This window comes from Nocardia sp. bgisy134, assembly GCF_965341865.1.
Lineage (GTDB): Bacteria > Actinomycetota > Actinomycetes > Mycobacteriales > Mycobacteriaceae > Nocardia.
The window spans coordinates 47537-74332 of record NZ_CBDQZP010000025.1 but is presented as its reverse complement, the minus strand read 5'-3'; the positions used below and the strand labels follow the sequence as shown (position 1 = coordinate 74332).

The following is a 26796-nucleotide window of genomic DNA, read 5'->3' as shown; positions in this document are numbered from 1 at the left end:
GTTCCCGGCACCGAGCAATCTGGGTCAACTCTTCGTTATAGGCCCAGCGTATCCCCACCGAACGTCGGCCACTTTGCTATCGGTATGGCTGTCGATCGAGACATGAGCGGCGGCTCTGTCGGCGAGGATCTTCACCTGCCGGTGCGCCCCGACCGACCGCAACCTACCCAACAGCTCGGCAACCTCGACCGGGTTATCGACGGCGACCTGGGCAGCCGCTCCAACGGCCAATAACTCCACCTACTGATGCGCCTCCACCTCCCCCCAACCGGCCCAGCACCAGGGCCCATCTCCCCGAATCGCGGCACTAAGTGGTTCCCCCCGCAAGTTCTTCGGGGGTCAGTGCCCGAGGTAGAGGTCGCAGGCGCAGTCGAGGGCTTCTTGGGGACTGCCTGCGGTGAATCCGGTGGGCAGGATCTGGTTTTCGTACTTGCCGCTGCTGGCGAGGTAGAGGCCGAATCCCCAGACCGAGGCCGATCCGCCGTAGTGGAGCCGGATGAGGGGCAGCCGGTCGCCATCGGCCAGTTCGCCCTCGACGTAGGCGAATTGGCCGTGGTAGCGGACATGCAGGCCGGTCAGCTGCGGCCAGTAGTCGCGGGCGTGCTGGCGCAGCCGCTGGGCCAGGGAAGTCTTGGTCGAGTCCGGGATCACGGGCATGAGGGTCATCTTGCCTGCTGCGGCGTGTCGAATCGGCCCAGGTGAGGTAATCGGGCAAGGTCGTGGCGGTTGATATCTCGAAAGTCGTTGAAAGTCTGTCATTTTCGTGCCAGTCCCCCGTGCCCGCCAGATCGTGCTGACCGCGTCCGAGCCGCGACGGCTCGAGAAACTGGCTTACTCCCGCACCGCCGAGATCGGGCTGGTCGTCGGTGTCCGGATCGTCCTCGATGCCGCTCATGGCCACTCCAACAACCAGATCGCCGTGCGGCAGGCAGTTCATCTCGACACGGTGCGAACCTGGCGTGACCGATACGCAGACCACGGCCTGACCGGGCTGCAAGACCGGCCGCGATCGGGCCGGCCACCCCGGTTCACTCCCGTCCAACGCGCCGAGATCAAAGCACCTAGCGTGCCAGCTCCCAGCCGAAGCCGGCGTGCCGCTGTCACGGTGGAGCAGCACCGACCTGGCCACCGAGGCGATCGGCCGGGGGATCGTGGCAGCGATCTCGGCCTCGACCGTCGGCCGGATCCTGGCCGAGGATGTGCTCAAACCATGGCAGTATCAGTCATGGGTGTTCATCCGCGACCCGGACTTCGCCGCGAAAGCGGCCCGAGTACTCGACCTATACCAGCGGGTGTTCGACGGCACCCCGCTCCCCGACGACGAGTATGTGATCTCCTCGGACGAGAAGACCTCGATCCAGGCCCGCTGCCGCTGCCACCCCACGCTGCCGCCCGGCACCGCCCGCATGATGCGTGTCAACCACGAATACGACCGCGGAGGCTCGGTGGCCTACCTGGCCGCCTAAGACGTTCACCACGCCCAGGTATTCGGGCACTGCGCGGCGAAGTCATGACCCTGGTGGAGAAAGTAGCGACCAGCGAGCCCTACGCCTCGGCCAAACGGGTGTTTTGGGTGGTCGACAACGGATCCTCGCACCGCGGCAAAGCCGCTGCCGATCGGCTGGCCGCACGGTTTCCCAACGCGGTCATGGTCCACACCCCGGTGCACGCCTCCTGGCTGAACCAAGTGGAGATCTTCTCCATCGTGCAACGAAAGGTCGTGTCTCCCAACGATTTCACCAGCCTTGACCAGGTCGAAGACCGACTCACCGTCTTCGGGCGTCGCTACCACGAGACCGCCCGGCCCTTCGAATGGAAGTTCACCCCCGGCCGACCTCGAGGACCTGATGGCCCGGATCGAACGGCACGAACAGAAAGAGCACTCCCAACAGCCCACCGGCTGCGGTCACCAGACTGCCGCATCACCAGCAGCCGCGTGAACCCCCGAAGAACTTGCGGGCGAAACCACTAAGGCCGAATCCCCTCAGATTCCCCAGTTTGTGGACCGCAATGTGGACGCAGAAGGGGCGCAATCTCGCGATTACGCCCCTGACCTGCTATTTATCTGTGTCCGGAGGGGGACTTGAACCCCCACGCCCGATAAAGGGCACTAGCACCTCAAGCTAGCGCGTCTGCCATTCCGCCACCCGGACCGGTGGTGCTCAGCAAGGTTAACGGATGCGGCGGCTGGGACCAAATCGCGGTACAAACCGCAGGCCACCGGGCAGGTTCGGGCTGTCGGGGGTGGGGTCAGCGGAGCTCTTCGAAGGTGCGCTCGAAGGCGAGCGCACCGTGGCCGTCGGCGACCTGGCGGTCGATCAGATTCTTGATCGGACCGACCACATCGAGCGCGACGCCGGCGTCGCGGCTGGCGCGCGCGATGGCGTCGAGCGCGGCTTTGTGGAAGGCCAGGTGCTGCACGTCGGTGGCGTAGTCGCCGCCGTCGATGATCCGGCCGTATTCCGGCAGGAGCTGGGCCATCGCCGTGATCCACGCGGTCGCACGTTCGGCGAACGCGGAAGCCGAGGCTCCGGTGGAGCGCACCAGTGCCGCGCCGTGAAAGAAACCGGCGAACATCGCGTACATGTTCGACAGCAGCGCGAAATCCCAGGTGGACGCGAGACCCGCGTCGTCACCGAAATAGTCTGCGGCGGCGGCGGATTCGAGCAACTCGCGGTTGTCGTCGAAGACCTTGCGCGACCCGCTGTACAGAATGGCCGCGCCGGGCTGTCCGATCATCGGCGGCACCGCCATGATGCCGCCGTCGAGGTAGTCGATGCCGTGCCGTTCGGCCCACCGGGCCAGCTCGCGCGCTTCCTCCGGCGCGGTGCTGGTCAGGTTGATCACCTGTTTGCCGGACAGCCGGTCCGCGACCGGATCGAGCGCGGCATGCACCGACGCGTGGTCGAGCAGTACGACCACGATCACCTCCCCCGCCCATACGGCCTCGTCCACGGTGGCCGCGGCGACCGCGCCTGCCGCGACGAGGTCGGCGTCCTTGCCCGGGGTCCGGTTCCAGACGGTGGTGGGCCGGCCGGTCTTCAGGAAGGCCGACGCCAGGGCCTGGCCCATCGCGCCGAGACCGAGAACCGTCACCGAGGTCTGCTGGATTTCCGCCATCGCGGGTCAACTCCTTGGGTTGGAAACGTTGTGGTCAGCGCGCTGGAATCAACACTGCTCGAGTGACGTTGGGTCGACAAGTACCTACTATTCGGTCGGGTACTTACCAACACGTGTGTGAGCAGCTAGCGAGGTTCGGCGATGGGCGCAAAGAGATCGGGACCATACTTCTGCGGCATCGACGCGGCCATGGACGTGATCGGCGGCAAGTGGAAAGCGCTGATCCTCTGGGAGCTCGAGGTGAACGGTGTGCGCCGCTTCGGCGAGCTGCGCCGCGGTCTGCCCGGCGTCTCGGAGAAGATGCTCATCCAACAGCTGCGCGAGCTCGAGGAGGATGGCATCGTCACCCGCGAGATCTTCCCGGAGATCCCGCCGCGCGTGGAATACCAACTCACCGAGCTGGGTTCGACCCTCAACCGCGCACTCGAACCGCTCGGCGCCTGGGGTCGCGACCGCATCGATCGCATCGGCGCCGACCGCGTCCACATCCCGGCCTGACCTGCCGATTTGGCGATCGGCCCACCCATCCCTTTATGATCATGATCCGTTGGCGACGCCAAGTCGCCACGGACACAACAGAACACACCGGTCCGGGTGGCGGAATGGCAGACGCGCTAGCTTGAGGTGCTAGTGCCCTTTATCGGGCGTGGGGGTTCAAGTCCCCCTTCGGACACAGACAGTACGCCGAGCTGTGGTCGTGGGTTCGCCTCCGCCGTGACTTGTTCCAGCTTGCTCGTCGAACATCTGCGGCCAGCGCGGATCGTAGGGCACGAGAACAATCGGTTCGAGCTGTGGCGGCTTGCCGTCGACCTGGGCAGCGGCAATTTGCTGCGGGGTGCCGCGCGGCAGCCGAGTGACCTTGGGTACACCGACGATAGCGTTCGACTATTGAGCATCTGGCCTGGCTGAATCGACTAGTGTGGACCTATCCGCTCGCGGGCGCGGGTTGGATTGCAAGCGAGTACGCCGTTAGCCAGACGAGTGGTCACGGGACGGCACAATGGACGACATACCAATGGGTGGCGGGGACACCGCCCGGGCGTCGGGGCCAGCGGTGACGTTCGGGCGCTATCGGCTGTTATCGGTGCTGGGTCAGGGCGGTATGGGCCAGGTGTGGCGGGCGCATGATTCGCTGACCAACCGGGTGGTGGCGCTCAAGTTGTTGCCCGAGCGCTACGCCGATGACGAGCAGCTGCGCGAGCGGTTCCGCCGGGAGTGCCGGGCGGTGGCGCAGTTGACCGAACCGCATGTGATCCCCATCCACGACTTCGGCGACATCGACGGTCGGCTCTATCTGAATATGCGCTTGATCGAGGGCACCGACCTGCGCAAGGTGATCACGCAAGAAGGGGCCTTGTCGCCGCAGCGGGCAGTGGCGATCGTCGCGCAGGTGGCCGGCGCGCTGCAGGCGGCCCACGACGCCGGGCTGGTCCACCGCGATGTCAAACCCACCAATATCCTGCTGGGGCCCGATGAGTTCGCCTCCCTGATCGACTTCGGGATCGCCCACGCCGCCGACGACCGTACGCTGACCGCGACCGGCGAGACGATCGGCACCGTCGCCTACATGGCGCCGGAGGAGATCGACGCGGAGGTCAAGGCCGATGCCCGTGTGGACGTGTACGCGTTGACGTGTGTGCTGTATGAGTGCCTGACCGGTCGGCCGCCGTTTGCGAGCACATTGGGGATGCAGGGTGTGATCGCCCATCACCTGCACACCCCGCCGCCGTGTCCCAGCACCACTACACCTGATGTACCGACTGCGTTCGATGCCATCATCGCCATGGGGATGGCCAAGAATCCCGACGATCGTTACCAGACCGTGCGCGAGCTGGCCGCGGCGGCCCGCGCCGCGGTGGGCGATTCCGCGGTCGACACCACCGGGGGCGTGGCTGCGCGCCGTGGGCGGCGAATCAGATTGTCGCCCAAGACCGCCGGGCTGCTCGCCGCCGCGGTCGCGGTCGCGGTGGTGTCCGTCGTGGCTGTCGTCCTCGGTGTCCAACGGGAATCAGGCGGCGGTGGTCAGTCGCCCACATCCATCGCCTCGGGTTACTCGTCACAGATCCCGCTGCCGTTTACCGGCGTCAGCCTGCCCACCGGTGTGGCGGTCGACACTGCGGGCAACATATACGTCACCGACATGGGTAGCGATCGGGTGCTGAAATTGGCCGCTGGCGCGTCGACGCCGACCCCGCTGCCGTTCACCGGCCTGAAGAATCCTCAGGATGTGGCGGTCGACCCGGCGGGCAACATATACGTCAGCGACACGAGTAACGATCGGGTGCTGAAATTGGCGGCCGGCGCGGCGACGCCGACCCCGCTGCCGTTCACCGGCCTGAAGGATCCCCACGGTGTGGCGGTCGACGGGGCGGGAGATGTATACGTCGCCGACCGGGGTAATGATCGGGTGCTGAAATTGGCGGCCGGCGCGGCGACGCCGACCCCGCTGCCGTTGACGGGGCTCCAAGGTCCCGATGGTGTGGCAGTCGACCCGGCGGGCAACGTGTACGTCACCGAATTGGGTACCGAGCAGGTGAAGATGTTGGCGGCGGGCGCGTCGGCATCGACCATGTTGCCGTTCACCGGGCTAAAAGATCCCCAGGCCTTGGCGGTCGACACGGCGGGAGACGTGTACGTCGTCGACTGGGGTAACAAATCGGTGGTGATGTTGGCGGCCGGCGCGTCGACGCCGACCCCGCTGCCGTTCACCGGTCTGCAGAATCCCCAGGGTGTGGCGGTCGACTCGGCAGGCGACGTATACATCACCGATCTAGGCCCCGATCCGGTGGTGAAACTCCCGGCTAGCTGAACCCGGCCTACCACGATCGCAGCAGTGCCGCGATCGAGAACGCAGTGCGGGGGTCGACCACAGGACTGCCCGGCGGCCAGCGGGTAAGGAGTTCCCCTGGCAGCCCGGTACTGGCGTAGATCGATGGAGAGGATCTGAACCTTGGGCGATCTTTCTCGCCGTGACCTGCTCAGGACGTCGGCTGCCGCTGGCGTTGGAGCAGTCGTCGTCTCGGGCCTCACGGCCGCAGACACGCCGGATATTGCGGACGCAAGCTCCCCGGGAATCGAGGCCGCGGACCACCCGAGCAAAAGCCCGGGATGCCCGCCCGCGACGCTGACCGGCCACATCGTCCGCCCGGGTGACGCGTCGTACACGGATGCGCGACTCGGCTGGGACCAGCTCTTTTCTCACTATCCGCTGGTCATCGCCTTCGCACAGGAAACCCAGGACGTGGTGAACGCCCTGACGTGGGCGCGGCAGCACGACATCGCGCTGCGGGTGCGGAGCGGCCGCCACGCCCTCGAAGGCTGGTCGAACATCGACAACGGCGTCGTAATCGACGTCAGCCAGCTGAAGTCGGTCCAGATCGACCCTGGCGCTCGTATCGCGACGGTCGGTGCTGGGCTGAACCAACTGGAAGCGGTGACGACGCTCGCGAAGCAGAACTTTGCGGTCACAACCGGGAGCGAGGGCAGCGTGAGCCTGTGTGGCGCAACGCTCGGCGGTGGCCTCGGGCCCCTCAACCGCTGGCTCGGCATGGCCTGCGACAGCCTGATGGCGGCCGAGGTCGTCGTCCCGTCGGGTCACGACTGTGCCGAGGTGATCAACGCGGACGTACAGCACCACTCGGACCTGTTCTGGGCGCTTCGCGGGGCGGGAAACGGCAACTTCGGGATCGTCACACAACTCACCTATAAGGTGCATCCGCTCGAGCATCTCGCCTCTGTGCAGGCGGTATGGGATGGACTCGGGGACCTGTACGGGGTCTTCGAAGCGTGGCAGCGTGCGGTACCGTCTGCCGACAGCCGTCTGGGATCCGAGCTCGAGATCCACAAGTCCCAGATCCTGCTGTCCGCGTGGCTTGTGAACGGGGCAGCGGCACAGGCCAGAGAGATGCTGGCTCCGATCCTGTCGGTCGGCACGCCCGATGTCACGGTGCAGGTCGGTAACTGGGGCGATATCTTCGCGGGAGCCCAGGTCCCGCTCGCGCAAGAGCCCGCGAATTGGAAGTTCTTCTCGGAGTTCGTCGAAGAGCGGTTCCCGAAGAAGGCGATCGACATCATCGGCGACTTCATGCGAAACGCTCCCACAGAGGAGAGCAACTACTTCGTCGATGCCTTCGGCGGGGCGATCAAGAGGGAGCCCCCCGGCGGCACGGCGTTCGCGCATCGCGACGCGCTCTTCTACGGCGAGATCGGCGCGGCCTGGGGGACTCGTTCGACACAACCAGGCGTCGGCGACCCGCTGACCTCGCAGGCCCAGGCATGGACCGCTGAGTTCAGCCAGGCGCTGCGGCCATACGTGGACGGCGCCTACGTCAACGTGCCGAACATCGGAATGCAAGAGTGGGAGACCGCCTACTGGGGGAGCCAGCGCTTCGAGCGGCTGCGCAGGATCAAGGCGAAGTACGACCCCCACAACGTCTTCCAGTACGAGCAGAGCATCCCGCCCGCGTCACACTGATCTGCGAATTTCCGCAGGTAGGAGCATCATTGGTGTGCCGACTGCAGAGTGGCGGCGCCGATGTCCGACGCCGACTCAGAGTGCGGTAGCCAGCCATGCGCGCGGTGAGCATCCCAGTCTTTGTGTGAAAGCCCGCGAGAACGCCGGTGGGTTGGCGTAGCCGAGTTCCGTGGCGATGCGAGCAATCGAGGCACCGGCGCGAAGCCGATCCTGGGCGACCGTGATCCTCCATCCGGTCAGGTACTCGGCGGGTGGCTGGCCCACCATCTCTTTGAAACGGGCGGCGAAGGAACTGCGGGACATACGTGCTTCCTGCGCCATTGTGGCGAGCGTCCAGGCCCGCCCAGGTGACTCGTGGATGGCGACGAGTGTACGGGCGAGGCGTTCGTCGGCGAGCCCTGTCAGCAGGCCGGTGGGCAGGGCGAGCTCGTCGACGTGGTCGAGAATCCAGCGGAAGAGCTGGATGAGGACGACTTCGAAGAGCCGATCGGCCAGCAGTCGTTGGCCGCATCGCAGATCGTCGATCTCGGCGAACAGTAGATCGAGTGCTGGTTCGAGGGTGCTGACGGCGTCCAGTGGGAGCACGATCACGGGCGGGAGCGTGCGTACGAGGGGGTGGGTCGGGCCGCCGTCGAAGTCGAGTGTTGCGCAGGCGAAGTCGGAGTCCTCGGTGGGTGCGTTGCGGAAGGCGTGTTCCAGCGGGCGTGGATAGAACAGCAGGCTGGGCTTGTCGATCCGTCGCTTTTCCAGCCGACCGCTGACGCCTCGGTGTGTCACTTCCATCTCACCGTGCCGGAGCACGTGGAGGAAGCCTCGTCCCGGTTGTGCGTCGAAGGTCGTCACGCCACACAACGGTCCGGTATGGAACAGGCGGGTCCGCACCCGGAACCGTTCGAGCAGAGGCGAGAGCCGGTCGAGGGAAGACACGGATCAAGTGTGCCGGACGATATGGTACGAATTCAAGATGATATGCATTAATTCGTCCAGCTGATCCTGACAGTCTGAGGGTGCGTCGCCCGCCGGGAACCTGCGGGAGTCGTCATTGGAAACACGACTGAAGGAATGCCCATGTCTCTTGTCCCCCTTGCCGAGCGTGAGTCCGCGACCGGAACCGTCGAGGACCAGCTCGATCAGATCCATGCCGCGTTCGGCACCGTGCCCGCGATGTTCCGAGCCGTCGCGAACTCGCCTGCCGCTCTGACGAGCATGTGGGCTTCGTTCCGCGCCTTCGGCGGCGGCGCTCTCGGGCCGGCGCTCGGCGAGCAGATCGCCGTGGCCGTCGCCAACCGCAACTCGTGCGAGTATTGCCTGGCCGCGCACACCGCTCTCGGACGCAAGGCCGGGGTGAGCCGTGCGGCGCTGGAGGCCGCGCAGACCGGCCACTCCGATGACCCTCGCACGGCCGCACTGCTAGGCTTCGCGCTGAAACTGGTGGAGAGGCGCGGCCAGGTCACGGCAGAGGAAGTGCAGGCGCTGCGTGATCAGGGTTGGAGCGATGAGCACATCGTCGAGGTTATCGGGCAGGTCGCGCTCAACCTGTTCACCAACTACATCAATATCGCCCTCGCAGTCCCGGTCGACTTCCCCACGGTCGGCCTGCGGCGGGCCGACTGATGTTCGACGTCGACCGGAAGTGTCATCCCGCCGACGTCATAGCGCGATGACAGCCCCGATCAGTGCGGCGATCAGCGCGACGTGCCAAAGAGAGTCGCTGGCGTCGTAGATCGTTCCGCGGCGGGCGCGCATCCACTCGGACGTGCGCCCGCCTCCTCGGGACTCGCAACCAGCCCGACCGCCCCAGCGGTCCGGGAGTCCCCACCGCCAGGAATCCCGCCTGATCCAAACCGCCGTCGCCGCCTGCTGCGTCGAAACGTCGTGTGGCCGAGACCATGCGGGCCGCGAGGATCGGGCTGGCTCGCGACCAAGATGAGGGGTTCGCAGGCGAAGATGAGAAGGGTGAACTGCCCAGGCGATAGTTGTGCAATGACCAGGAGCACTGTTGATCATGAATGCTGACCGGCCTCGTGCTGCCATGTCCGACACGACCGGTGAAGATGGTGTGCCGCAGGCTTTCCGTGCGGAGAGCTCTCGATTGTGCGAGGTGCTCGGCGAGCTGACCGAGGCGCAATTCGCCCTGGCGACTCCGTGCCCGCCATGGAATGTCGCCGAATTGGCGGTGCACATCACCTCCGCTGTTGCCCGTGTCCCCGCGGGGCTCGCCGCGCCCGCGCCACCTCGAGCGGATATCGCCGCCGCCGACTACTACCGGTCGGCGATCTTCGACGATGCTGCCAATGCCGAGCGGGTGCGCATGGCCCAACGCGACGCCGCCGCTTATCCGAACGCGGCCGCGATCACCGCGGCATTCGACGACACTTGGCGACGAACCGACACGGCGATATCGGGGCAACCCGCCGATCGCCTGATCACCACCCGATGGGGCGACGGGATGTTGTTGAGCGAGTTCATGATCACCCGCGTTGTCGAACTGGTTCTGCACGGCCTCGACATGGCCATCGCACTCGGCGAGTCGGCATGGACTACACACGAAGCCGCCGCGGTCGTGGGCGATTTCTTGCAGATCGAGCCCGCCGCTACCCATCTGGGTTGGGACCGCCGGACGGCGTTGGCCAAAGCCAGCGGCCGCGCCGCGCTGTCCACCGGAGAGTCAGCCGAACTCGCGCGCCTGAACATCACCTGGAGACGGTTCGGCTAGTTGTATGGGGTTGTGACGGAATCACATTCGTTCAGCGAGCACCGGTGGTTTCGTCGTGTGCGTAGTGGTCGAGTCCCCCTTCGGACACCAGTGCTCAACACTGAATCGGCCCCGGCGGCAGTCGACTGCGGTGTCGAGTAGGTTGCGCGCTGTGCAGAATCGTTCGGCGTTGGTCGGTAGACAGGACGAGATCGGCCGACTGGAGGGGCTGACGCGCTCGGCTGCCGCGGGCCGGGGCGGGGTGCTGGTACTGCGGGGAGAAGCGGGCATCGGTAAGAGCGCCCTGCTCGAGCAGATCGGCCGAGCGCCTGGGTTTCTCGTGCTGCAGGCATCGGGGTCGGAGTTCGAATCCGAGTTGCCGTTCGCTGCACTGCACCAGCTGTGCGTGCCGGTGTTGGGGCGGGTGGACGAGATGCCGGAGCCCCTGCGAGTTGCGTTCGGCCAGGCCACCGGCGCGCCGCAGATGTTTCGTATCGGGTTGGCGGTCCTGGAGTTGATCGGCGGGGCTGCGCGTAATCGCCCGGTGCTGTGTGTGATCGACGACGCGCATTGGCTCGATGATGCATCGACCAAGGCGTTGATGTTTCTTGCCCGCCGGATCGCTTCGGAACCGGTCGCGATGGTCCTCGCGGCTCGCCAGGGGCTCGATGAGCTTCCCGGTGTGGAACTGGAGGGTCTGACCGACGACGAGGCGCGTGGGCTGCTGCAGTCCACGCTCGATTCTCGGGTGCGTGACCGGATCCTCGCCGAGGCGCGCGGTAACCCGCTGGCGCTGCTGGAGTTGCCGCGCACCGATGGATTCGCTCTCCCCCAGACGTCGTCGGTGGCGAACCGGGTGGAGCGTGGATTCCAGGCCAGGTTGGCGGCATTGCCTGCCGCGGTGCAGTTACTGCTGACACTCGCCAGTGCCGAGCCGACCGGCGACCCCGCCCTGTTGTGGGCGGCGGCCCGCGAACTCGGCATCGATGTCGATGTGAGCAGCGCTGCGGAAGTGTCGGGCCTGATCGAATTCGGCACGCGGGTGCGGTTCTGTCATCCGCTGGCGAGGTCGGCTGTCTACCGGGCTGCTGACGCAACGGAATTGCATACGGTGCACCGAGCGCTCGCTGAGGTAACCCATCCGGTCACCGACGCCGACCGCCGCGCCTGGCACCGAGCTCATGCCGGTGCCGGGCCGAACGAAGCCGTTGCCGCTGAACTGGAAGCATCCGCGTCCCGGGCTCAGGCCCGGTGCGGCGTCGCGGCCGCAGCAGCGTTCCTCGAACGCGCCGCAGCACTGTCGCTGGACCCTGCCAAACGCACAGGGCGCACACTCACGGCCGTGCGGGTCACGCTGGAAGCAGGCGCTGTCGAAGCAGCCTCGGATCTGCTGACCACCGTGGACACCAGCGGCTTGGACGACGGGGTGCTCGCGCGAGTCGATTTGTTGCGCGGGCAGATCGCGTTCAGTCGGCACGGCGACGGGGACGGCCCGCGTTTCATGCTCCGTGCCGCGCAGCGGCTGGCCGCTTTGGATCCGGCATGGTCGCGCGACTGCTACCTCGACGCGCTGGAAATGGCGTTGGCAGTCGGCCACGCCAGCGGGGTGATGGACTCGGTGATACGTGAAGCAGGTTCTGCCCCACAGTCTCCGGCACCGCCGGACATCCTCGACGCGCTGCTCATGCTGACCACCCAGGGGCACCGGGCGGCGGCGCCCTTACTGCGGTCGGTCGTCACCGATGTCGGCGCGTTCGCTGCCCGTCCCGCACTGGCCACGATGGTCGCGGCCGAACTGTGGGACATCGACGCGCACAACGTGATCACCGAGTGGATCATGAAAACCGGTCGTGGTTCCGGCGCGCCGGTCATGCTGCGGCTCGGCCTTGCCCAGGTGGCTTCCGGCGCCGTGCACACCGGCGACTTCGCCGTGGCGATGTCGGCGATCGCGGAAGAGGAAGCGATCGCCGACGCCGTCGGCGCGCCACCGATGATGTATCCGCGGCTGCATTTGGCCGCCGTCCGCGGCCGTCGGCAGGAAGCGCGCGAACTCTTCGATGCGGCCGCAGCGGCGGCTGACGCGCGCGGCGCCGGGCAGCTCATCGCCAACATCCACTGGGCCCAGTCGGTCCTGGGCAACGGTCTGGCCGACTATCCGGCGGCGCTGGCCGCCGCTCAGCAGGCCGCAGCCGGTGGTGACCTGTTCCTCGCGGGCATCGCCCTGCCGGAACTGATCGAGGCGGCCGTGCACTGCGGCCGCAGCACCGAAGCCGAGGCCGCGCTGGCGGCACTGACCGAACGCACCCAGCCGAGCGGCACGGTGTGGGCCACCGGAGTCACCGCGTGCGCCCGCGCTCTCGTCACCGGGGGCGAACCGGCATATCTGGAAGCCATCGAGATCTTCGACGGAACCCGGCTCGCGCCGTACCTTGCCCGGACCGAGCTGCTGTACGGGGAATGGTTGCGCCGCCAGAACCGCAGGCTGGATGCACGCCAACGGCTCCGTAGTGCGCACAACCGGCTGTCGGAGTTGGGGATGGAAGCGTTCGCCCGTCGTGCCGCAGACGAACTGCGGGCCACCGGAGCCCAGGCAGGCGGCCGTTCCACCCGCACCCACGACGAGCTGACCATGCAGGAAATGCACATCGCGCGGCTCGTGGCCGCCGGTGCGACGACCAAAGAGGTCGCCGACCGGCTCTTCCTGAGCCCTCGCACGATCGATGCCCACCTGCGCAACATTTTCCGCAAGCTGGGCATCACCTCCCGCAGGCAGCTGCGGGAGATGCCCGACCTGAAGCCTTAGGAAATGCCCAGCTGCTGGACAACCCACATGCTGTCGGCGTTGGCCCAGTACTCACTGATCAGGTTGTCGGTCACCCTCAGGATGTCGGTGCCGAAGAACTCGATCGGAGTCGGTCCGGGCGCCGCACCGGATAAACCGGACTGGTAGGTCCCGCGACCGAGCCAACGCAGCACCAGATAGGGATCGTCGACCAGTGGCCCGACCTGAACGGTGAAGCGGAGGTCGGGGACAGCTGCCCGGATGCCACCGACCCAGGTGTCGAGGTTGTCGCGGCCGGCAGCGTCTGCGGGAGGTCCGCCCAGCAGCGGTGCCGCATGGGAGACGAAATCCGGGTGGACGGTGCCTTCGATCAGTGACAGGTCACCGTTCCATATGTCGGTCCATGCTTGGGCGATCTTGTCGTAGGACATTGTTCTGGTCCTCCTTCGTTCGGTCAGCGGTCGGTGGCGGGGCTATTCGCCGTGCTGGCCGGGGGCGGCGCTGCCGCTGTATTCGCCGAGCTCGGAGACGAGCTTGCCGATGTCGGGCATGGTGTCGTAGCGGCGCTGGTGCAGCTCGGCGATCTTGTCGGCCAGCTGCGGGTCCTCGTCGTCGGTGATGTCGAACGACACGAACTTGTCCACCAGGGGCAGCCCGACCCGGTCGGTGTTGAGGTGGGCCGGATGCACGAGGTACTCCCAGTAGCCCTCGAGGTCCTCGATGGCGAACACCGCGCCGTAGTGGTATTCGCCGCCGTAGTCGGGGCCGACGACGAAGGACTTCACCGACGGGATGACCCGGCCTTGGTTGCGCAGGCTCTCGAGCGCCTCTTCGACCTGTTCGGGGGTGGCGGAGGGCTTGATGGTGAATCGGTTGCCGTGGTAGATCATGCGACTTTCCTGTTCTTGTTCTGTTGCAGGGCGAACAGCGCGGCCAGGGCCGCGCCCACGGTCATCGCGACACCGCTGAGAGCGAAAGTGTCAGCGACGCCGATGGTCTGGATGAGTGGTTGCACGGCCAGCGGTGACAGGAACTGGCCGAGGAAGATCCCGGTGACGAGTCCGCTGAGGACTTGGCCGCGCCGCTCCGGGGCTGCCAGGTCGGCAAGGCGCAGGTTCAGGTTGGGCACAACGAGGCCGACGCCGATGCCGCCGACGAGCAGTCCGGCCACGATCAGCGCGACAGATCCCGCGGTGCCGATCACCAGCCAGCCCAGCCCCAGCAGGCCGATGCTGGTGGTGGTGATGGTGGTGGGTGTGAGCCTGCCGCGCAGGGCCGGAAAGGCCAGCGCACCCACGACGCCGGTCAGTGTGCTCCCGGCGACCACGATTCCGGTGACCGCGGGGCCGACGTGGAAATCGGTGAGCAGGAACGGCAATTGGGTCGGTGCCATGTAGAACGCGAGTGTCGCGACCAGGGCGAGTGCGTAGATTCCGTAGATGCGCAACGACTTCCGCGCCGCGCCGGACGCCGCGGTGGGTGTGGCGGCGCGGGCGGGCTCACCGATCGTCAGCACGGCGAACGGCAGGATCAGTGCGGACACGGCGTAGATCCAGAACGGCAATTTCCAGTCCAGGCCGGCCAGCACACCGGCCAGTGGCAAGAACACCACTCCGCCGAAGCTCGCCGCCGCCTGCTGCATCCCGAGGAACGAGGCACGCCGTGGTCCGTCGAACCAGTCGGTGATCAACGCACTGACCGCGGTCATGATCCCGCCGACTGCGACGCCGAGCAGCGCCCGGGTGGCCAGCAGCACGGCCAGATCGGAGACGAAATAGCCTGCGGTGCCCGCCACCGCGTAGAGCGCCAAGCTGCCGATGAGCAACGGTCGCCGCCCGACGCGGTCGGCGACCGTGCCGCTCAGCGGAGCACTGATGGCGATCGCCAGCGACGTGACCGTCAGGGCCAGCCTGACCATGACATCCGCCGTGTCGAAGACCTCGGTCATCGCGGGCAGACTCGGCGCGATGATGGCCGCGGCCATGATGGTCAGCGTGGCCGCGGCCAGCAGCGTCGCCTGGGCCACCCGCGGGGGTGCGTGCCGGGCGGTGGTCATCGTTCCTCCTCGTCGTTCGGTGACGAGAGGGAGACTTCCAGTGGCACAGTGTGTTTCGCGTCGGCGAGAATTACCTATTCGCATCGCGGGAATCGCGTAGGTGGTTTTCACCGACACGAGTGACCGACCTGCCGAATTCGTCTACGCCCGAGCGGTAGAGGTGTACGCCCACAACGGAATCGGGGTTTCGTGCCTGTGGCTGGACATCATCCGAGAGTGAGTGTACAGTCACTCACATGACGAAGCCCGGTGCCACCCTCTCGACCTCGGATGCTCGACGCGACGTGGTGATCGACGCGGCGATCGCGGAATTCGCCCGTGCCGGATTTCACGGCACGCCGATCAGCGCGGTAGCCACCAAGGCGGGGATCTCGCAGGCTTATGTGTTCAAGCTGTTCCCCGGCAAAACCACACTGTTCGTCGCAGCCCTGGATCGCTGCTTCGAGCTCGTCGAGAAGGCGCTGTCGGCCGGGGCCGCCCGCGCCGAAGGGGTGAGCCCGGAGCAGATCCTGCACGAGATGGGTGGCGCCTATGCCGAACTGATCGGCGACAAGAACCTGTTGATGCTGCAGGTGCACGCCCAGTCCGCTGCCGATATCCCCGAGGTCGCCGACGCGATGCGCCGCGGCCTGGCCCGCACGACGCGCTTCGCCAAACAACGATCCGACGCCACCGACGAACAGGTGCAGCGTTTCATGGCCTACGGCCAGCTCTGCCACCTCATCACCACGCTAGGGCTGGACGGCGACACCAGCGACTGGGCCGCCCTGCTGACCGCAGGCATCCGCCACCCAGCCGCCCGCTGAGCCGGCGCGACCACGCAACGACCACCCTGCCCCTTCGGGGGCATTTCTTTGACAGCCAGAGTGAGTGAACAGTCACTCATGATAAGGAGGTTCCACCATGTCCACCGTCTACGCCACCGAGATCGTTCTCCCCGGCACCGTCGATCCCGACGGCCTGCTCGTCACTACACGTGAATTGCCCGCGCCCGCCGCCGGGCAGGTGCTCGTCACGGTGGAGGCATCCGGCGTTTCCTTCGCCGAGCAGCAAATGCGGCGGGGCAAGTACTACGACCAGCCGCCGTTCCCGTTCGTGCCCGGCTACGACCTGGTCGGCATCGTCGCCGCGGCGGGTGCGTCGGTCGACCCCGCGCTGATCGGACAGCGGGTCGCCGCGCTGACCAAGATCGGGGGCTGGTCCAGTCACATCCTGCTCGACGCCGCGGACGTTGTCCCCGTGCCCGCCGGTCTGGGCGCCGCCGAAGCTGAAACCCTGGTGGTGAATGGGATTACGGCCTGGCAGATGCTGCACCGCACCGCTGCGGTGCCCCGTGGTGCGACGATTCTGGTCCACGGCGCCAACGGGGGCGTCGGCTCGACACTGGTCCAGCTGGCCCGTGCGGCGGGGATCCGAGTCCTGGGCACGGCATCGCCGCGCAACCGCGCCGCGGTCGAGGCGCTCGGCGCGAGCTGGATCGACTACCGCGGCGACGTGGCCGCCGAGGTACGGGCGCTGGCCCCGGGCGGGGTCGATGCCGTGTTCGACCATGTCGGCGGCTCCGGCATCGTGGACTCGTTTGGACTGCTCGCCCCGGGCGGCACCCTCGTCTCCTATGGCACCGCCTCGACTCGTGATGTCGCGGGAGACTCGCGCCTGCCGGTGCTGAAGCTGTTCGCCAGGCTGCTGTGGTGGAACGCGCTGCCCAACCGCCGCCATGCCCACTTCTTCAACATCTGGGCGGGCAAGCGCAATGCCGGCCGCTTCCGTCACCGGATCGCCGAAGACCTGGGATCGGTGTTCGCGCTCGCCGTGCAAGAAACAGTGCGTCCACAGGTCGCCGCCCGCATTCCGCTGACCGAAGCCGCCCGTGCGCTGGCACTGGCCGAATCCGGCACGGTCATCGGCAAGGTCGTGCTCGTTCCCGCCCTCGAAGCCTGAAACCGTCTTCGTCCCACATCATTGGAGAACTGTCATGTCCCACCTCATCGCGGCGTCCGCGCGCACCATCCTGGACAACCGCTCCTCCTATCTGAGCTTCGGTGCGGCCTGGTTCGTCGGCCACGGCGCCTTCGCCCTGGCCCACGGCGACGACCCGCTCGTCGACCTGCCCGGTCCTGTGCCGATGCTGTTGCTGGGAGGGGGTCTGCTCGCGGCGTTGGCCATCACCGGCGCCGCCGCCGGGCGGGCACGTCGCACTGCCACGGCCGACCCCCTTGTCTCCGGCCTGCTCGCTGCGTCGTGGGTGATCGGCTTCGGCGCGCTCTTCGTCGTCATCACAGCGCTGAGTTCGGTCATCGGCGACCCGGCGATCCAGACTCTGCTCTGGCCCACCGGTTCCGGTGTGGTTGTCGGTCTGCTCCACCTCGCTGGCGGCGTCGCCTACCGCGATGTCCTGCAGTACTCCCTCGGCGCGTGGCTCGCCCTGATGTCGGGCGCCGCGTTGTTCTTCCACGGCGCCAACCTGTATTGGCTGCTGGCACTGGCCGGCGGAGGCAGCTACCTGCTCGCCGCGATCCTCGAGCCACGCCGCCTGGCAGCAGCGCACGCCTGATCACACGCCGACTGCCGCGGCAAGAGCGCTGCTTCGAACGTCATCGTCCGAAGCGGCGCTCCTTCGCGCTGTGACCTCGTCTCGACGGCTAGCGGCAGTCCAGGCGAGGGCTGGCATGGCGCGATGCTTCAAATGCACGGCAAGTAAACAAGTCTGCGTCCGGCAGAGGGGCCGGACTCCCCCACGCCGATGCTCGATCCGGGAAGGTATCGGCATGGCGCGCAATCAGCAAGTCACGTCCACATGGGCAGCCTGAGCGAACGACACATGCACATGGTCATAGTGATTGGCGGTCGGGCTGCCGCGGTTTTCCATATACGACCAACCGTTGCCGTCGTTGTACCGCTGCCGCCAGATCACATAGGTCACACCGAAGCGCTGTTTGTTGGCCAGCACGAATTCGGCGATCGCGTCGCCGCGGGCGGAATCGGATGTCATCAAATCGAGCGCCAGCCCGGCGCCGTGGTCGCCGTCGCCCCGGCCGATGGCGCCGCCGATATCGGTGAGGCCGAACGTCTTCTTGAGCAGGTTGCCCACCTGGGCCACATGCGGTTGCGCGCCGGCGAGTTCCGTCGAGCACGGGAGGGAGGGCGGGTGCTGTTGGGCCGTCTTTTCCGACGGGAGTGGCGGCTCGGCGGCGACCGCCGCCGCCGCTATCTGAGCTGGCGGTGGCACAGCGGTCGGGACCGGGGTTGCGGCGGCGGACGACGGCGGCGAATCGACCGAGGCGGCGGGCTGGGCGGCCGGGCTCAGTCGGATCGCCACCCACAGCACGACGGCGACAGTCGCCACAGCGCCACACACAGCCAGGGCGGTGCGCTTCCAGGCTGCGGTCTGTTTTCGATGTTGACCAGGCATGATGTCGGTTACCGGCTACTGTCGGGAAGATGATCACCGATACATTACGAAATGGTCGCGAAATTGTCACGTCGAGCAGATGGGGCCGGAACCCGAATCGGTTCGTCGACAACGCATCGTCGCAGGTGAGCACCTTCGCGAGACCCAGAACGCCTCCTGCGGCCTCGGCGCAAGGCGCGTACGCTTAGGTGTCTTACACCGATCAGTAAGGTGTGCCACCGGTTAGCCGGGAGGTGGACGTGCTCAGCATCACCGAGCAGTTCAGCACCGAACGCGCCCCATGCGGGAAACAGCGGGGCGGGGCTCGCCACCGCGAAGACGACGAAGCGGGCCTGGTGATCGACGATCTGCGTTACGACTGCGGCTGCCGCCGGATTCGGCACGAATACCACGACGGCAGCGTTCGGATCAAAACGGTCCGCCATGACGGCAAGGTCCTGATGGACGAGCACAGCGCCGACTTCGAGGCCTGAACCGACGACGCCCGGGTGGTGCCACCATGACCGCTTCTCACGATGTCGTGATCGTTGGCGGGGGCGGCGCGGGCCTGCGTGCGGCCATCGCCATCGCGGAACACAACCCGCGCCTGAGTATCGCGATCGTCTCCAAGGTCTACCCGATGCGCAGCCACACCGTCTCCGCTGAAGGTGGGGCTGCCGCTGTCGCCGGTCCAGGCGACAGCCTCGACGAGCACGCCTACGACACGGTCTCCGGCAGCGATTGGCTCTGTGACCAAGACGCCGTCGAGGCCTTCGTCGAGGAGGCGCCGCGGGAGCTGCTCCAACTGGAGCATTGGGGCTGCCCATGGAGCCGTCGGCCGGACGGGCACATCGCGGTACGGGCGTTCGGCGGTATGACCAACAACCGCACGTGGTTCGCAGCCGACAAGACCGGCTTCCACTTGCTGCACACCCTGTTCCAGACCGCACTGTCGTATCGGGACATCGTCAGGTACGACGAGTGGTTCGCCACAACCTTGCTCGTCGACGACGGCAGGGTACGCGGCGTCGTTGCCATCGAACTCGCCACCGGCCGTGTCGAAACCATTCTCGCCAGCGCAGTCATCGTGTGCACCGGCGGCTGCGGCCGGGTGTATCCGTTCACCACCAACGCCAATATCAACACCGGCGACGGAATGGCGTTGGCGTACCGGGCAGGCGCGCCGCTCAAGGACATGGAGTTCGTTCAGTACCACCCGACCGGCCTCCCGTTCACGGGCATCCTGATCACCGAGGCAGCGCGCGCGGAGGGCGGCTGGCTGCTCAACAAGGACGGTTATCGCTACCTGCAGGATTACGACCTCGGGACCCCCTCACCGAAGCCGGTGATGCGAAGTATGGAACTCGGGCCACGCGACCGGCTTTCGCAGGCCTTCGTGCACGAATTCGACAAGGGCCGGACCATCGGCACACCGTACGGGCACGTCGTCCATCTCGACATACGCCACCTCGGTGCGGATCTCATCGACACGAAACTGCCGTTCGTACGCGAGCTGTGCACGAAGTACCAGAACATCGACCCGGTACGGGAGCTGATCCCGGTACGTCCCGTAGTCCACTACATGATGGGCGGTATTCATACCGACATCCACGGCGCGACACCGCTGGAGGGCCTGTACGCCGTCGGCGAGGTCGCCTGCGTCAGTATCAACGGCGCGAACCGGCTCGGGTCGAACTCCTTGCCCGAGTTGCTGGTCTTCGGTGCGCGAGCCGGTCGCGCCGCCGCCGAGTACGCGAGCTCGGCCACTGCCCGCGAGACGCAGGCGGTTCTCGCGCTCGGCCGCGCCGAACAGGACCGGCTGGAACGGGATCTCACGCGACATACCGAGGGATCCGAACGCATCGCGCATATCCGCACCGAAATGCAAGAGACGCTGGAGACCAGTGCCGGGATCTACCGGGACGGCGACTCCCTCGCCAAGGGAGCCGACAAGGTGCGCGAGCTTCGCGATCGGTTCGGCAGGGCTTGCCTCGATGACCACAGCCGGGCGTTCAACACCGAACTGGTTGCGGTGCTGGAACTCTCGTGCATGCTCGACGTGGCGGAATGCATCATCGCCTGCGCGCTGGCACGGGAGGAATCCCGGGGCGCGCACCAGCGGACCGATTTCCCCGCCAGGAACGACGAGCGGTTCCTGGCCCATTCGATGATCCATCGGCAGCCGGACGGTTCGAGCCGCGTCTCGTACCTCCCGGTGACGATTACTCGCTGGCCTCCGGGCGAACGCGTATATGGGAGGTGATGGCGATGGCGGACCGGATAACCCTGCAGGTCGCACGCTACCGACCGGATCGAGATGACGAACCGGTACCGCAGTCGTACGAGGTTCCGCTGCGCAAGGAATGGACGGTGCTCGACGGCCTCAACTACATCAAGGACTATCTCGACGGAACCGTGTCGTATCGGTGGTCGTGCCGGATGGGCATCTGCGGCAGCTGCGGCATGACCGTCAACGGCGACCCACAACTGAGCTGCGCCACTTTCCTGACCGACTACGCACCGGGGCCGGTGCGGGTCGAGCCACTGCGCAACTTCCCGGTGATCCGGGATCTCGTCGTAGAGATCAGCGACTTCATGCACAAGCTGACCGCGGTCAAGCCATGGCTGATCAGGGAGGAACACCGGCCACTCGATGACGGCGAGTATTTGCAAACACCGTCCGAAATGGACGATTACAAGCAATTCAGCATGTGCATCAATTGCATGCTCTGCTACTCGGCCTGTCCCGTCTTCGCGCTCGAGCCCGAGTTCATCGGTCCGGCGGCGATCGCGCTGGGCCAGCGCTACAACCTCGACTCGCGCGACGAAGGAGCCGAGGATCGGCGGGACGTGCTCGCCTCCGCCGAGGGCGTATGGTCCTGCACGTTCGTCGGCGAGTGCACCACCGCCTGCCCCAAGGGGGTCGACCCGGCCGGTGCGATCCAGCGCTACAAGCTGACGGCGGCCACCCAATCGCTCCGAGATCTCCTCATGCCTTGGCGGGCACGATGACCACGACACCCCAGTTGTACCGAAAGCCGGTCTCCACCTTCTGGTGGGCGCGACGCCGCTCATACCTGTTCTTCGCCCTGCGCGAACTCAGCAGCGTGTTCGTCGCCTGGTTCGTGGTGTATTTCCTGCTTCTGATCCATGCGGTCAGTTCCGGAAGCGAGGAATACCAACGGTTTCTGAGCTGGAGCGCCAACTGGTGGGTCGTTGCACTGAACACGGTCGCCCTGCTGTTCGTGCTGCTGCACACGGTCACCTGGTTCGACCTCGCGCCCAAAGCGATGGCGGTGCGGGTACGGAACCGGCGCGTCGCACCGGTCGTGATCGTCGGACTGCACTATTTGTTGTGGGGTCTGCTGACGGCGCTCGTGCTGGTGGTGGTGCTGCGATGACGAACAAGAGATCCCTGGAACCGTTCGCGTGGATACTGTTCGGCGTCGGTGGGATGGCCGCCGCGCTGCTCATACCGGTGCTGCTGTTTCTGTTCGGCCTCGCCTTCCCGTTGGACTGGCTTTCTGTGCCGGACCACGCACACCTGCTCTCGGTGTTGCGTCATCCTGTCACCCGGCTGGTCCTTTTCGGACTCTGTGCGCTGGCTCTGTTCCATTGGGCACACCGCTTCCGGTACGCGCTGCAGCACGGCTTGCGGCTCGAGCAGTTCAGTACATTGATCATCCTGGTCTGCTACGGAGCCGCCGTCATCGGCTCGGGAACCGCCGCTTACCTCCTGCTGCGCGTCTGAACGACCGCAGTGGCGCTAGGCGATGCTGAGTGACACTCTCGATTCCGGCCCCGACCGGCCCATATCCGGTCGGAGTCACCGACCTGCACAGGGTCGACCCGAGCCGCGTCGACCCGTGGGACACCAGTCGCCGACGCGAGTTGATGGTGCAGATCTGGTATCCGGCCGATATGGCGACCGGGGTGCCCGTCGATCCCTGGATGCCGCACGGTGGCAGGCAGGCCCAGCACACCTATCTCACCAGTCTCGGTGTTTCCGAGCATTGGGAACTCGCGCCGAGCCACAGCTACCGGGATCAACCCGCCCGCACAGACGGCGGTCGTTTTCCGGTCCTGTTGAATTCACCCGGCATGGGCGACACCACCGGCTGGAGTACCGCCCAGACCGAAGATCTGGCCAGCCACGGCTATATCGTGGTCGCACTCAATCACACACACGAAGCCTTCGCCGTCGAATTCCCCGACGGCAGGGTCGAGAACACGGTGGTTCCGCTGGATTCACCCCAGGAGGTTCTGCGGGATCTCCTCCTGCCGACACGCGTGGCCGACACCCGGTTCGTGCTGGATCGACTCGCCGCGCCCACAACTCGAGACGGTCGCGTCCTGCCGGCCCGTCTGGCAGAGAGCATGGACCTGTCGCGGGTCGGGATGTTCGGCCACTCGCTAGGCGGTTCGACCACAATCCAAGCCCTGCATGATGACTCCCGCATCAGTGCGGGCGTGAACCTGGACGGCCCCGTCCTGGGCTCGGTCGCTGTCGAGGGGACAGACCGGCCCCTGCTGTTGCTCGCCAGTGAGTCCTCGCCCTGGTACGGCCAACCCGGCTGGGAGCCGTATTGGACGGCCAACACCGGGCTGAAACTGCCGCTTCGAGTCTCGGGGACCGAGCAGATGTCCTTCTGCGATCAGCAGGTGGCTTTGGTCGTGGAATTTTGGGTTCTGGCCCACTTTCCGTGATCAGGTCTGGAGCCGCGGCCCCCGTGCGAGTACCCGCCGCAACCCCATGGCTGCGAGCGAAGGTCCTTGCCACCCAATCGATCCGAGCCAGATTTCGGACAGTCGACCAACGAGCGCCCAGCGGCATGGCAGTGCGTCGTGGTGTCCGCCTTGCCGAGTGGTCCGGGTCCGCTGCCGACGAGACGCTGGTGCAGTGTCGACTGCGCGGGTGGTGGTAGAAACGAAACATGGTTGGTTTTCGCTTCGGGGTCAACATTGCGTTCCCGAATTCGCCTTCGAAGTGGGTAAGTCAAGCTCGCCGTGCGGAGATGCTCGGTTACGACGTACTCGCGGTGCCCGATCACCTCGGTGTGCTGGCTCCGTTGCCGACGTTACTGCTGGCGGCGCAGGCTACCGAGCGAATTCGGCTGGGCACCTTCGTGTTGAACACGCCGTTCTACAATCCGGTGCTGCTCGCTCGCGATATCGCCGCACTCGACCAGTTCAGTGGAGGCAGGGTCGAGCTGGGGCTGGGCGCGGGATACGTAGAAGGCGAATTCGACGCCGCCGCAATACCGTTCGCGGGCGCAGGCGCCCGCATCGACCATGTCGAGCAGACTGTGCTCACCATGCGCAAGCTCTACGCCGACCCCGGCTACCGGCCGGCGCCCACGCGTCCGGAAGGCCCGGCGGTGCTGATCGCCGGATGGGGAAAACGGTTGCTGCGCATGGCCGCTCAGCACGCCGATGTGGTGAGTCTGTCCGGTGCCGTGCCCGCGAAATCCGGGCTGCCGACCGCCGCCGACCCGGACACGCTCGCCGAACGCGCCGAGTACGTGCGCGGCTTGCTCGGTGAGCGTCGCGATCAGGTGGAAATCAACGTCGCCATCTGGGGCGTGGCCTCCCCGTCCGAACGCGACACCCTTGGCCAACAGGTGCGCGCGTTTCTGCCCGGATTCACCGACGACCAGATCGATGCCACCCCCACGGTCATGATCGGCACTCCTCGGCAGATCGCCGAAAACGTGCGCGAATTCCGCGAGCGCCACGGAATCACGTATTTCACTGTGCAGGAACCGGCTATGGAGAGATTCGCACCGGTCATCGAACTACTGAAGTAGCCCGGCCCGAGCGGTTGCAGCAGGGCCGCCAGCAGGACGACATCCAGCCGGATCACGGTCTCACTGGTTCGAATAGCGCGCGTTGGCCGGTTGCGCCCGCCTCGCTCCGACACCGGCGCACGGTGCCGGTCTGACCATGCGCTGGAACTCCGGTCCGGTCGAGGGCCCGGTCAATCACATCAAAATGATCAAGAGGCAGATGTTCGGCAGGGCTGGCCTTCCACTGCTACGAAAACGCGTGCTTCCCACGGCCGCGCAACGATGACGCCAGATCTGGGGTTCTGCGGCACAACACCTTTCGTCACGGAAAGTGGGCCAGAACCGAATTGTGGTGCCGGTTGGTCGTGAAACCTGGAATCAGTCGGACGGCTTGGCGTCGGATTCTGGTCGCGAAAATGAACACCGTTCGGCCAGCGTGTCGGCCGAACGGTGCTGTTTGTGTCGCAGTGACGTGCGTGTGCGGATTCTGGCGCCCAGCGCCGTCGAGTTCGAACTAGGGCTGGGCCGCGATGCGGAATACGGCGATCCGATCCGCGGCGTCGGCAACAGCCTGTGGGGTCGGATCCTCGACCAAGCCGGTCGTGACGAACAGATTGCCGACTCGTGCATGACTGTTCGCGATGTGGTCACGCAGTATTGGCCGGCGTTCCTCGACGGGCAACTCGACCAACTTCACGACCGAGGATCGGCGGCCGCGAGAGAGGGTGACAGTCTGCGCTGCGCGAACGTTCGCGACCCACGCGGCCTTCGGGTATGCCTGGAAAATGTAGCGTTGCCCCGCAATAGGAATCACCCCGATCGCCGCGATCCGGGGCTGGCCGGTGCGGTGTCCGGTCGTGGTGATCAAGTGGTGAGGGCCAAGGGCGATCCCCATTTTCTGCAGCCAGATGATCACCTTGTTGAACCTCTTGACCTTGCGAAGCCATGCATCGGTGTCCTGCGCCATAACTGTTGTCCTCCCCGCCAGACCATCCTGGTCTGGACTGCTCACCTCGGCTGATCGGTAGACCCAACGCGAACAACGTCGCCAGCATCATCCAGTGATGCCGCTCCACCCGCCGACGATGCTGTCGCTCCGCGGATCTCAACTGTTACCTGTTGCGGCTCGAGAGCTTGTGGCGGTTCGTATTCCAATGGCGTCGGATCCTGTTCACGGAATCACCGGCGGCACTGAGGGATCAGCTTTGCCAGCGCGCGTATGGGCGAGCCGGTAGGAGTCGGTGCCGGTTTCGATGATGTGCCCGCCGAAGGTCAACCTGTCGATGATCGCCGCGCAGAGCCGCGGGTCGGTGAAGGTTTCGTCCATCCGGAGTAGCTGTCGTTGGATGCGATGGCGACACTGTTCTTCTCCTCGCGCTCGGTGATTGCCCCGGGCAGGGCTCCGGGTTTGCGCAGCGACCCTTCCAGATAGTGATCCAGTTCCAGCCGGGATCCACCTTTGGCCAGCAGCCGTTCGTCGCGGGCGATCTCGGTCTTTCCGTCGTAGACGACCAGTCCCGAGGCGCGCAGCAGGACCGGACCTGACGGTCGATGAACCGGACCGGGACCGAATACTCGTTGGTGCGCAGCGAGATCTGCTGATTGTTTCCCAACGCAGTCCGTCGAACCGGACCTGCTCCAACCACATCAGGGCGTTGTGGCCAGCCGGGAGATCGCGAATCCTATGGCGCGGGCGAGGTTCCGAGATCGAAGTGGATGCCGGCGCGCAGCATTTTGGTGGCGGACAGGCCGATCATGTCGCGGAAGGTTTCGCTGAAGTGGGAAGGGGTGGCGAAGCCGGCGTCCAGGGCGGATCGGGTGAGGTCGTGGCCGCCGACGGCGCCGCGGACGGTGTGGATCATGCGGTTCCACCGCTGATAGCCGCGGAATGTGGTGCCGCACTGCTGGGTGAACAGGCGGAGGAAATGGGTGGTGGACAGGCCCAGGTTCGCGGCGATGTGGTCGGCGCGGAAGGGGCGGGCAGGGTCGCTGCGGATGGTGGCGGCGATCTGCTCGATGCGTGGATCGGTGACGGGTGCGGGGCCTGCGATGGCGCGGGCGTAGATGCGGTCCGGGTCCACGATGGGGCTACGGCACAGCTCGACGAGCTCACGCTCTCGGCGATGATTGAGGCCGAAAGGGCCTGCGGCAGTGGTCATCTCGTCGGCGATAGCCGTGGCGGGCGCACCCGCAGGGTCGACGAACAGCACCAGAATCCATCCCCGGGTGGCGACGATGCGCTGCGTCGTGCGGGCGGGGGCGAATGAACTGCCGGTGTGTCTCGGCCCGTGCGCGGTGTGCAGGACGAGCGGCGCGTCCAGGCCGACGCTGAGCATCGCGACCGAGGGGGAATGCGGGTCGACGCCGAGATCCGGCCCGATGTAGCCGACGTGACCGGGCCGCACCCACGCCACCGGCGTCCGTGCCGGACCGCAGATTTCCGAAAGCGCGTCGATGGTCACGCTTGCCAGGGTATCGGTACGGCCGCTGGA

General features: G+C 66.3%; 28 protein-coding genes, 2 tRNA genes and 2 pseudogenes. 21 read left to right on the top strand and 11 right to left on the bottom strand.

Features of this window, described 5'->3' with window-relative positions; translation table 11 throughout:
- The first annotated feature begins 84 nt into the window (after positions 1-84).
- Entirely contained in the window at positions 85-234 is a 150-nt protein-coding gene (locus tag ACRWNM_RS32680; protein WP_431972008.1) for a hypothetical protein, read from the top strand.
- Between the two features lie 105 nt (positions 235-339).
- Here ACRWNM_RS32680 and ACRWNM_RS32675 read toward each other — a convergent pair whose 3' ends face one another.
- Complete coding sequence (locus tag ACRWNM_RS32675) at positions 340-666, bottom strand: hypothetical protein (RefSeq protein ID WP_431972007.1); 327 nt, start codon at positions 664-666, stop codon at positions 340-342.
- Positions 667-763: 97 nt separating this feature from the next.
- Here ACRWNM_RS32675 and ACRWNM_RS32670 point away from each other — a divergent pair.
- The 3 genes and pseudogenes from ACRWNM_RS32670 to ACRWNM_RS32660 form a co-directional block, all read left to right on the top strand.
- A pseudogene (locus ACRWNM_RS32670) lies at positions 764-1006 on the top strand (helix-turn-helix domain-containing protein); the annotation flags it as partial.
- 85 nt (positions 1007-1091) lie between these two features.
- Positions 1092-1466 (top strand): hypothetical protein, encoded by a 375-nt coding sequence (locus ACRWNM_RS32665; protein WP_431972030.1) that lies wholly within the window; start codon positions 1092-1094, stop codon positions 1464-1466.
- A gap of 44 nt (positions 1467-1510) precedes the next feature.
- On the top strand, positions 1511-1972 hold the full coding sequence (locus tag ACRWNM_RS32660; protein WP_431972029.1) for a transposase: 462 nt from the start codon (positions 1511-1513) through the stop codon (positions 1970-1972).
- A 96-nt stretch (positions 1973-2068) separates the two neighbouring features.
- Here the strand turns inward: ACRWNM_RS32660 and ACRWNM_RS32655 are convergent.
- Together ACRWNM_RS32655 and ACRWNM_RS32650 are read right to left on the bottom strand one after the other, a co-directional pair.
- A tRNA-Leu gene (locus ACRWNM_RS32655) sits at positions 2069-2153 on the bottom strand.
- 97 nt (positions 2154-2250) lie between these two features.
- Positions 2251-3120 carry an NAD(P)-dependent oxidoreductase gene (locus ACRWNM_RS32650; protein WP_431972005.1) on the bottom strand — a complete coding sequence of 290 codons (870 nt, stop codon included), beginning with the start codon at positions 3118-3120 and terminating at the stop codon, positions 2251-2253.
- Between the two features lie 141 nt (positions 3121-3261).
- On the opposite strand from ACRWNM_RS32650, the gene ACRWNM_RS32645 reads away from it, so the two are divergent.
- From ACRWNM_RS32645 to ACRWNM_RS32630, 4 genes are all read left to right on the top strand, one after another.
- The gene (locus tag ACRWNM_RS32645; RefSeq protein ID WP_431972004.1) at positions 3262-3618 is read left to right on the top strand and encodes a winged helix-turn-helix transcriptional regulator; all 357 of its coding nucleotides are present in this window, start codon (positions 3262-3264) and stop codon (positions 3616-3618) included.
- 90 nt (positions 3619-3708) lie between these two features.
- Positions 3709-3793: transfer RNA gene (locus ACRWNM_RS32640), tRNA-Leu, on the top strand.
- Between the two features lie 327 nt (positions 3794-4120).
- The gene (locus tag ACRWNM_RS32635; RefSeq protein ID WP_431972003.1) at positions 4121-5929 is read left to right on the top strand and encodes a serine/threonine-protein kinase PknD; all 1809 of its coding nucleotides are present in this window, start codon (positions 4121-4123) and stop codon (positions 5927-5929) included.
- Between the two features lie 141 nt (positions 5930-6070).
- Complete coding sequence (locus tag ACRWNM_RS32630) at positions 6071-7594, top strand: FAD-binding oxidoreductase (protein WP_431972002.1); 1524 nt, start codon at positions 6071-6073, stop codon at positions 7592-7594.
- 75 nt (positions 7595-7669) lie between these two features.
- Here ACRWNM_RS32630 and ACRWNM_RS32625 read toward each other — a convergent pair whose 3' ends face one another.
- Entirely contained in the window at positions 7670-8521 is an 852-nt protein-coding gene (locus tag ACRWNM_RS32625) for an AraC family transcriptional regulator (RefSeq protein WP_431972001.1), read from the bottom strand.
- A gap of 141 nt (positions 8522-8662) precedes the next feature.
- Between ACRWNM_RS32625 and ACRWNM_RS32620 the strand changes: the two genes are divergently transcribed.
- The 3 genes from ACRWNM_RS32620 (at position 8663) to ACRWNM_RS32610 (ending at position 13092) form a co-directional block, all read left to right on the top strand.
- Positions 8663-9208: a carboxymuconolactone decarboxylase family protein gene (locus ACRWNM_RS32620; RefSeq protein ID WP_431972000.1), complete on the top strand. Its 546-nt coding sequence runs from the start codon at positions 8663-8665 to the stop codon at positions 9206-9208.
- Between the two features lie 418 nt (positions 9209-9626).
- Positions 9627-10310 (top strand): maleylpyruvate isomerase N-terminal domain-containing protein, encoded by a 684-nt coding sequence (locus tag ACRWNM_RS32615; RefSeq protein ID WP_431971999.1) that lies wholly within the window; start codon positions 9627-9629, stop codon positions 10308-10310.
- 151 nt (positions 10311-10461) lie between these two features.
- On the top strand, positions 10462-13092 hold the full coding sequence (locus tag ACRWNM_RS32610) for an AAA family ATPase (protein WP_431971998.1): 2631 nt from the start codon (positions 10462-10464) through the stop codon (positions 13090-13092).
- Here ACRWNM_RS32610 and ACRWNM_RS32605 read toward each other — a convergent pair.
- The 3 genes from ACRWNM_RS32605 to ACRWNM_RS32595 are packed head-to-tail and all read right to left on the bottom strand — an operon-like array spanning position 13089 to position 15127.
- Positions 13089-13502 (bottom strand): ester cyclase, encoded by a 414-nt coding sequence (locus ACRWNM_RS32605; protein WP_431971997.1) that lies wholly within the window; start codon positions 13500-13502, stop codon positions 13089-13091. The genes ACRWNM_RS32610 and ACRWNM_RS32605 overlap by 4 nt on opposite strands.
- Before the next feature lie 42 nt (positions 13503-13544).
- On the bottom strand, positions 13545-13961 hold the full coding sequence (locus tag ACRWNM_RS32600; RefSeq protein WP_431971996.1) for a Dabb family protein: 417 nt from the start codon (positions 13959-13961) through the stop codon (positions 13545-13547).
- Positions 13958-15127, bottom strand: a complete 1170-nt coding sequence (locus tag ACRWNM_RS32595) for an MFS transporter (protein WP_431971995.1) — start codon at positions 15125-15127, stop codon at positions 13958-13960. The genes ACRWNM_RS32600 and ACRWNM_RS32595 overlap by 4 nt, the downstream gene beginning before the upstream one ends.
- A 236-nt stretch (positions 15128-15363) precedes the next feature.
- Here ACRWNM_RS32595 and ACRWNM_RS32590 point away from each other — a divergent pair, with 236 nt between their 5' ends.
- The 3 genes from ACRWNM_RS32590 (at position 15364) to ACRWNM_RS32580 (ending at position 17681) form a co-directional block, all read left to right on the top strand.
- On the top strand, positions 15364-15933 hold the full coding sequence (locus ACRWNM_RS32590; protein WP_431971994.1) for a TetR/AcrR family transcriptional regulator: 570 nt from the start codon (positions 15364-15366) through the stop codon (positions 15931-15933).
- A gap of 97 nt (positions 15934-16030) precedes the next feature.
- Complete coding sequence (locus tag ACRWNM_RS32585) at positions 16031-17068, top strand: medium chain dehydrogenase/reductase family protein (protein WP_431971993.1); 1038 nt, start codon at positions 16031-16033, stop codon at positions 17066-17068.
- Positions 17069-17102: 34 nt separating this feature from the next.
- Positions 17103-17681, top strand: a complete 579-nt coding sequence (locus ACRWNM_RS32580; RefSeq protein WP_431971992.1) for an ABC transporter permease — start codon at positions 17103-17105, stop codon at positions 17679-17681.
- 225 nt (positions 17682-17906) lie between these two features.
- Here the strand turns inward: ACRWNM_RS32580 and ACRWNM_RS32575 are convergent, their stop codons facing one another.
- Positions 17907-18455, bottom strand: coding sequence for a hypothetical protein (locus ACRWNM_RS32575; protein WP_431971991.1), 549 nt, complete (start codon positions 18453-18455; stop codon positions 17907-17909).
- 323 nt (positions 18456-18778) lie between these two features.
- On the opposite strand from ACRWNM_RS32575, the gene ACRWNM_RS32570 reads away from it, so the two are divergent.
- From ACRWNM_RS32570 to ACRWNM_RS32540, 7 genes are all read left to right on the top strand, one after another.
- Positions 18779-19012 (top strand): hypothetical protein, encoded by a 234-nt coding sequence (locus tag ACRWNM_RS32570; protein ID WP_431971990.1) that lies wholly within the window; start codon positions 18779-18781, stop codon positions 19010-19012.
- A gap of 26 nt (positions 19013-19038) precedes the next feature.
- Positions 19039-20781, top strand: coding sequence for a fumarate reductase (quinol) flavoprotein subunit (frdA, locus tag ACRWNM_RS32565; protein ID WP_431971989.1), 1743 nt, complete (start codon positions 19039-19041; stop codon positions 20779-20781).
- A gap of 5 nt (positions 20782-20786) precedes the next feature.
- A complete protein-coding gene (locus ACRWNM_RS32560; protein WP_431971988.1) occupies positions 20787-21530 on the top strand; it encodes a succinate dehydrogenase/fumarate reductase iron-sulfur subunit in 744 nt (247 codons plus the stop codon).
- On the top strand, positions 21527-21919 hold the full coding sequence (locus ACRWNM_RS32555) for a fumarate reductase subunit C (RefSeq protein WP_431971987.1): 393 nt from the start codon (positions 21527-21529) through the stop codon (positions 21917-21919). Before ACRWNM_RS32560 ends, ACRWNM_RS32555 begins: the two co-directional genes overlap by 4 nt.
- Positions 21916-22269 carry a fumarate reductase subunit FrdD gene (gene frdD, locus ACRWNM_RS32550; RefSeq protein WP_431971986.1) on the top strand — a complete coding sequence of 118 codons (354 nt, stop codon included), beginning with the start codon at positions 21916-21918 and terminating at the stop codon, positions 22267-22269. Before ACRWNM_RS32555 ends, frdD begins: the two co-directional genes overlap by 4 nt.
- A 29-nt stretch (positions 22270-22298) precedes the next feature.
- On the top strand, positions 22299-23225 hold the full coding sequence (locus ACRWNM_RS32545) for an alpha/beta hydrolase family protein (RefSeq protein WP_431971985.1): 927 nt from the start codon (positions 22299-22301) through the stop codon (positions 23223-23225).
- Between the two features lie 227 nt (positions 23226-23452).
- Positions 23453-24325 carry a TIGR03621 family F420-dependent LLM class oxidoreductase gene (locus ACRWNM_RS32540; protein ID WP_431971984.1) on the top strand — a complete coding sequence of 291 codons (873 nt, stop codon included), beginning with the start codon at positions 23453-23455 and terminating at the stop codon, positions 24323-24325.
- A gap of 493 nt (positions 24326-24818) precedes the next feature.
- Here ACRWNM_RS32540 and ACRWNM_RS32535 read toward each other — a convergent pair whose 3' ends face one another.
- From ACRWNM_RS32535 to ACRWNM_RS32525, 3 genes and pseudogenes are all read right to left on the bottom strand, one after another.
- Entirely contained in the window at positions 24819-25271 is a 453-nt protein-coding gene (locus ACRWNM_RS32535) for a nitroreductase/quinone reductase family protein (RefSeq protein WP_431971983.1), read from the bottom strand.
- A gap of 204 nt (positions 25272-25475) precedes the next feature.
- Positions 25476-25693: pseudogene (locus ACRWNM_RS32530) on the bottom strand (ATP-binding protein); the annotation flags it as partial.
- A 293-nt stretch (positions 25694-25986) separates the two neighbouring features.
- Positions 25987-26766, bottom strand: coding sequence for a helix-turn-helix domain-containing protein (locus tag ACRWNM_RS32525; protein WP_431971982.1), 780 nt, complete (start codon positions 26764-26766; stop codon positions 25987-25989).
- Positions 26767-26796 lie beyond the last annotated feature (30 nt).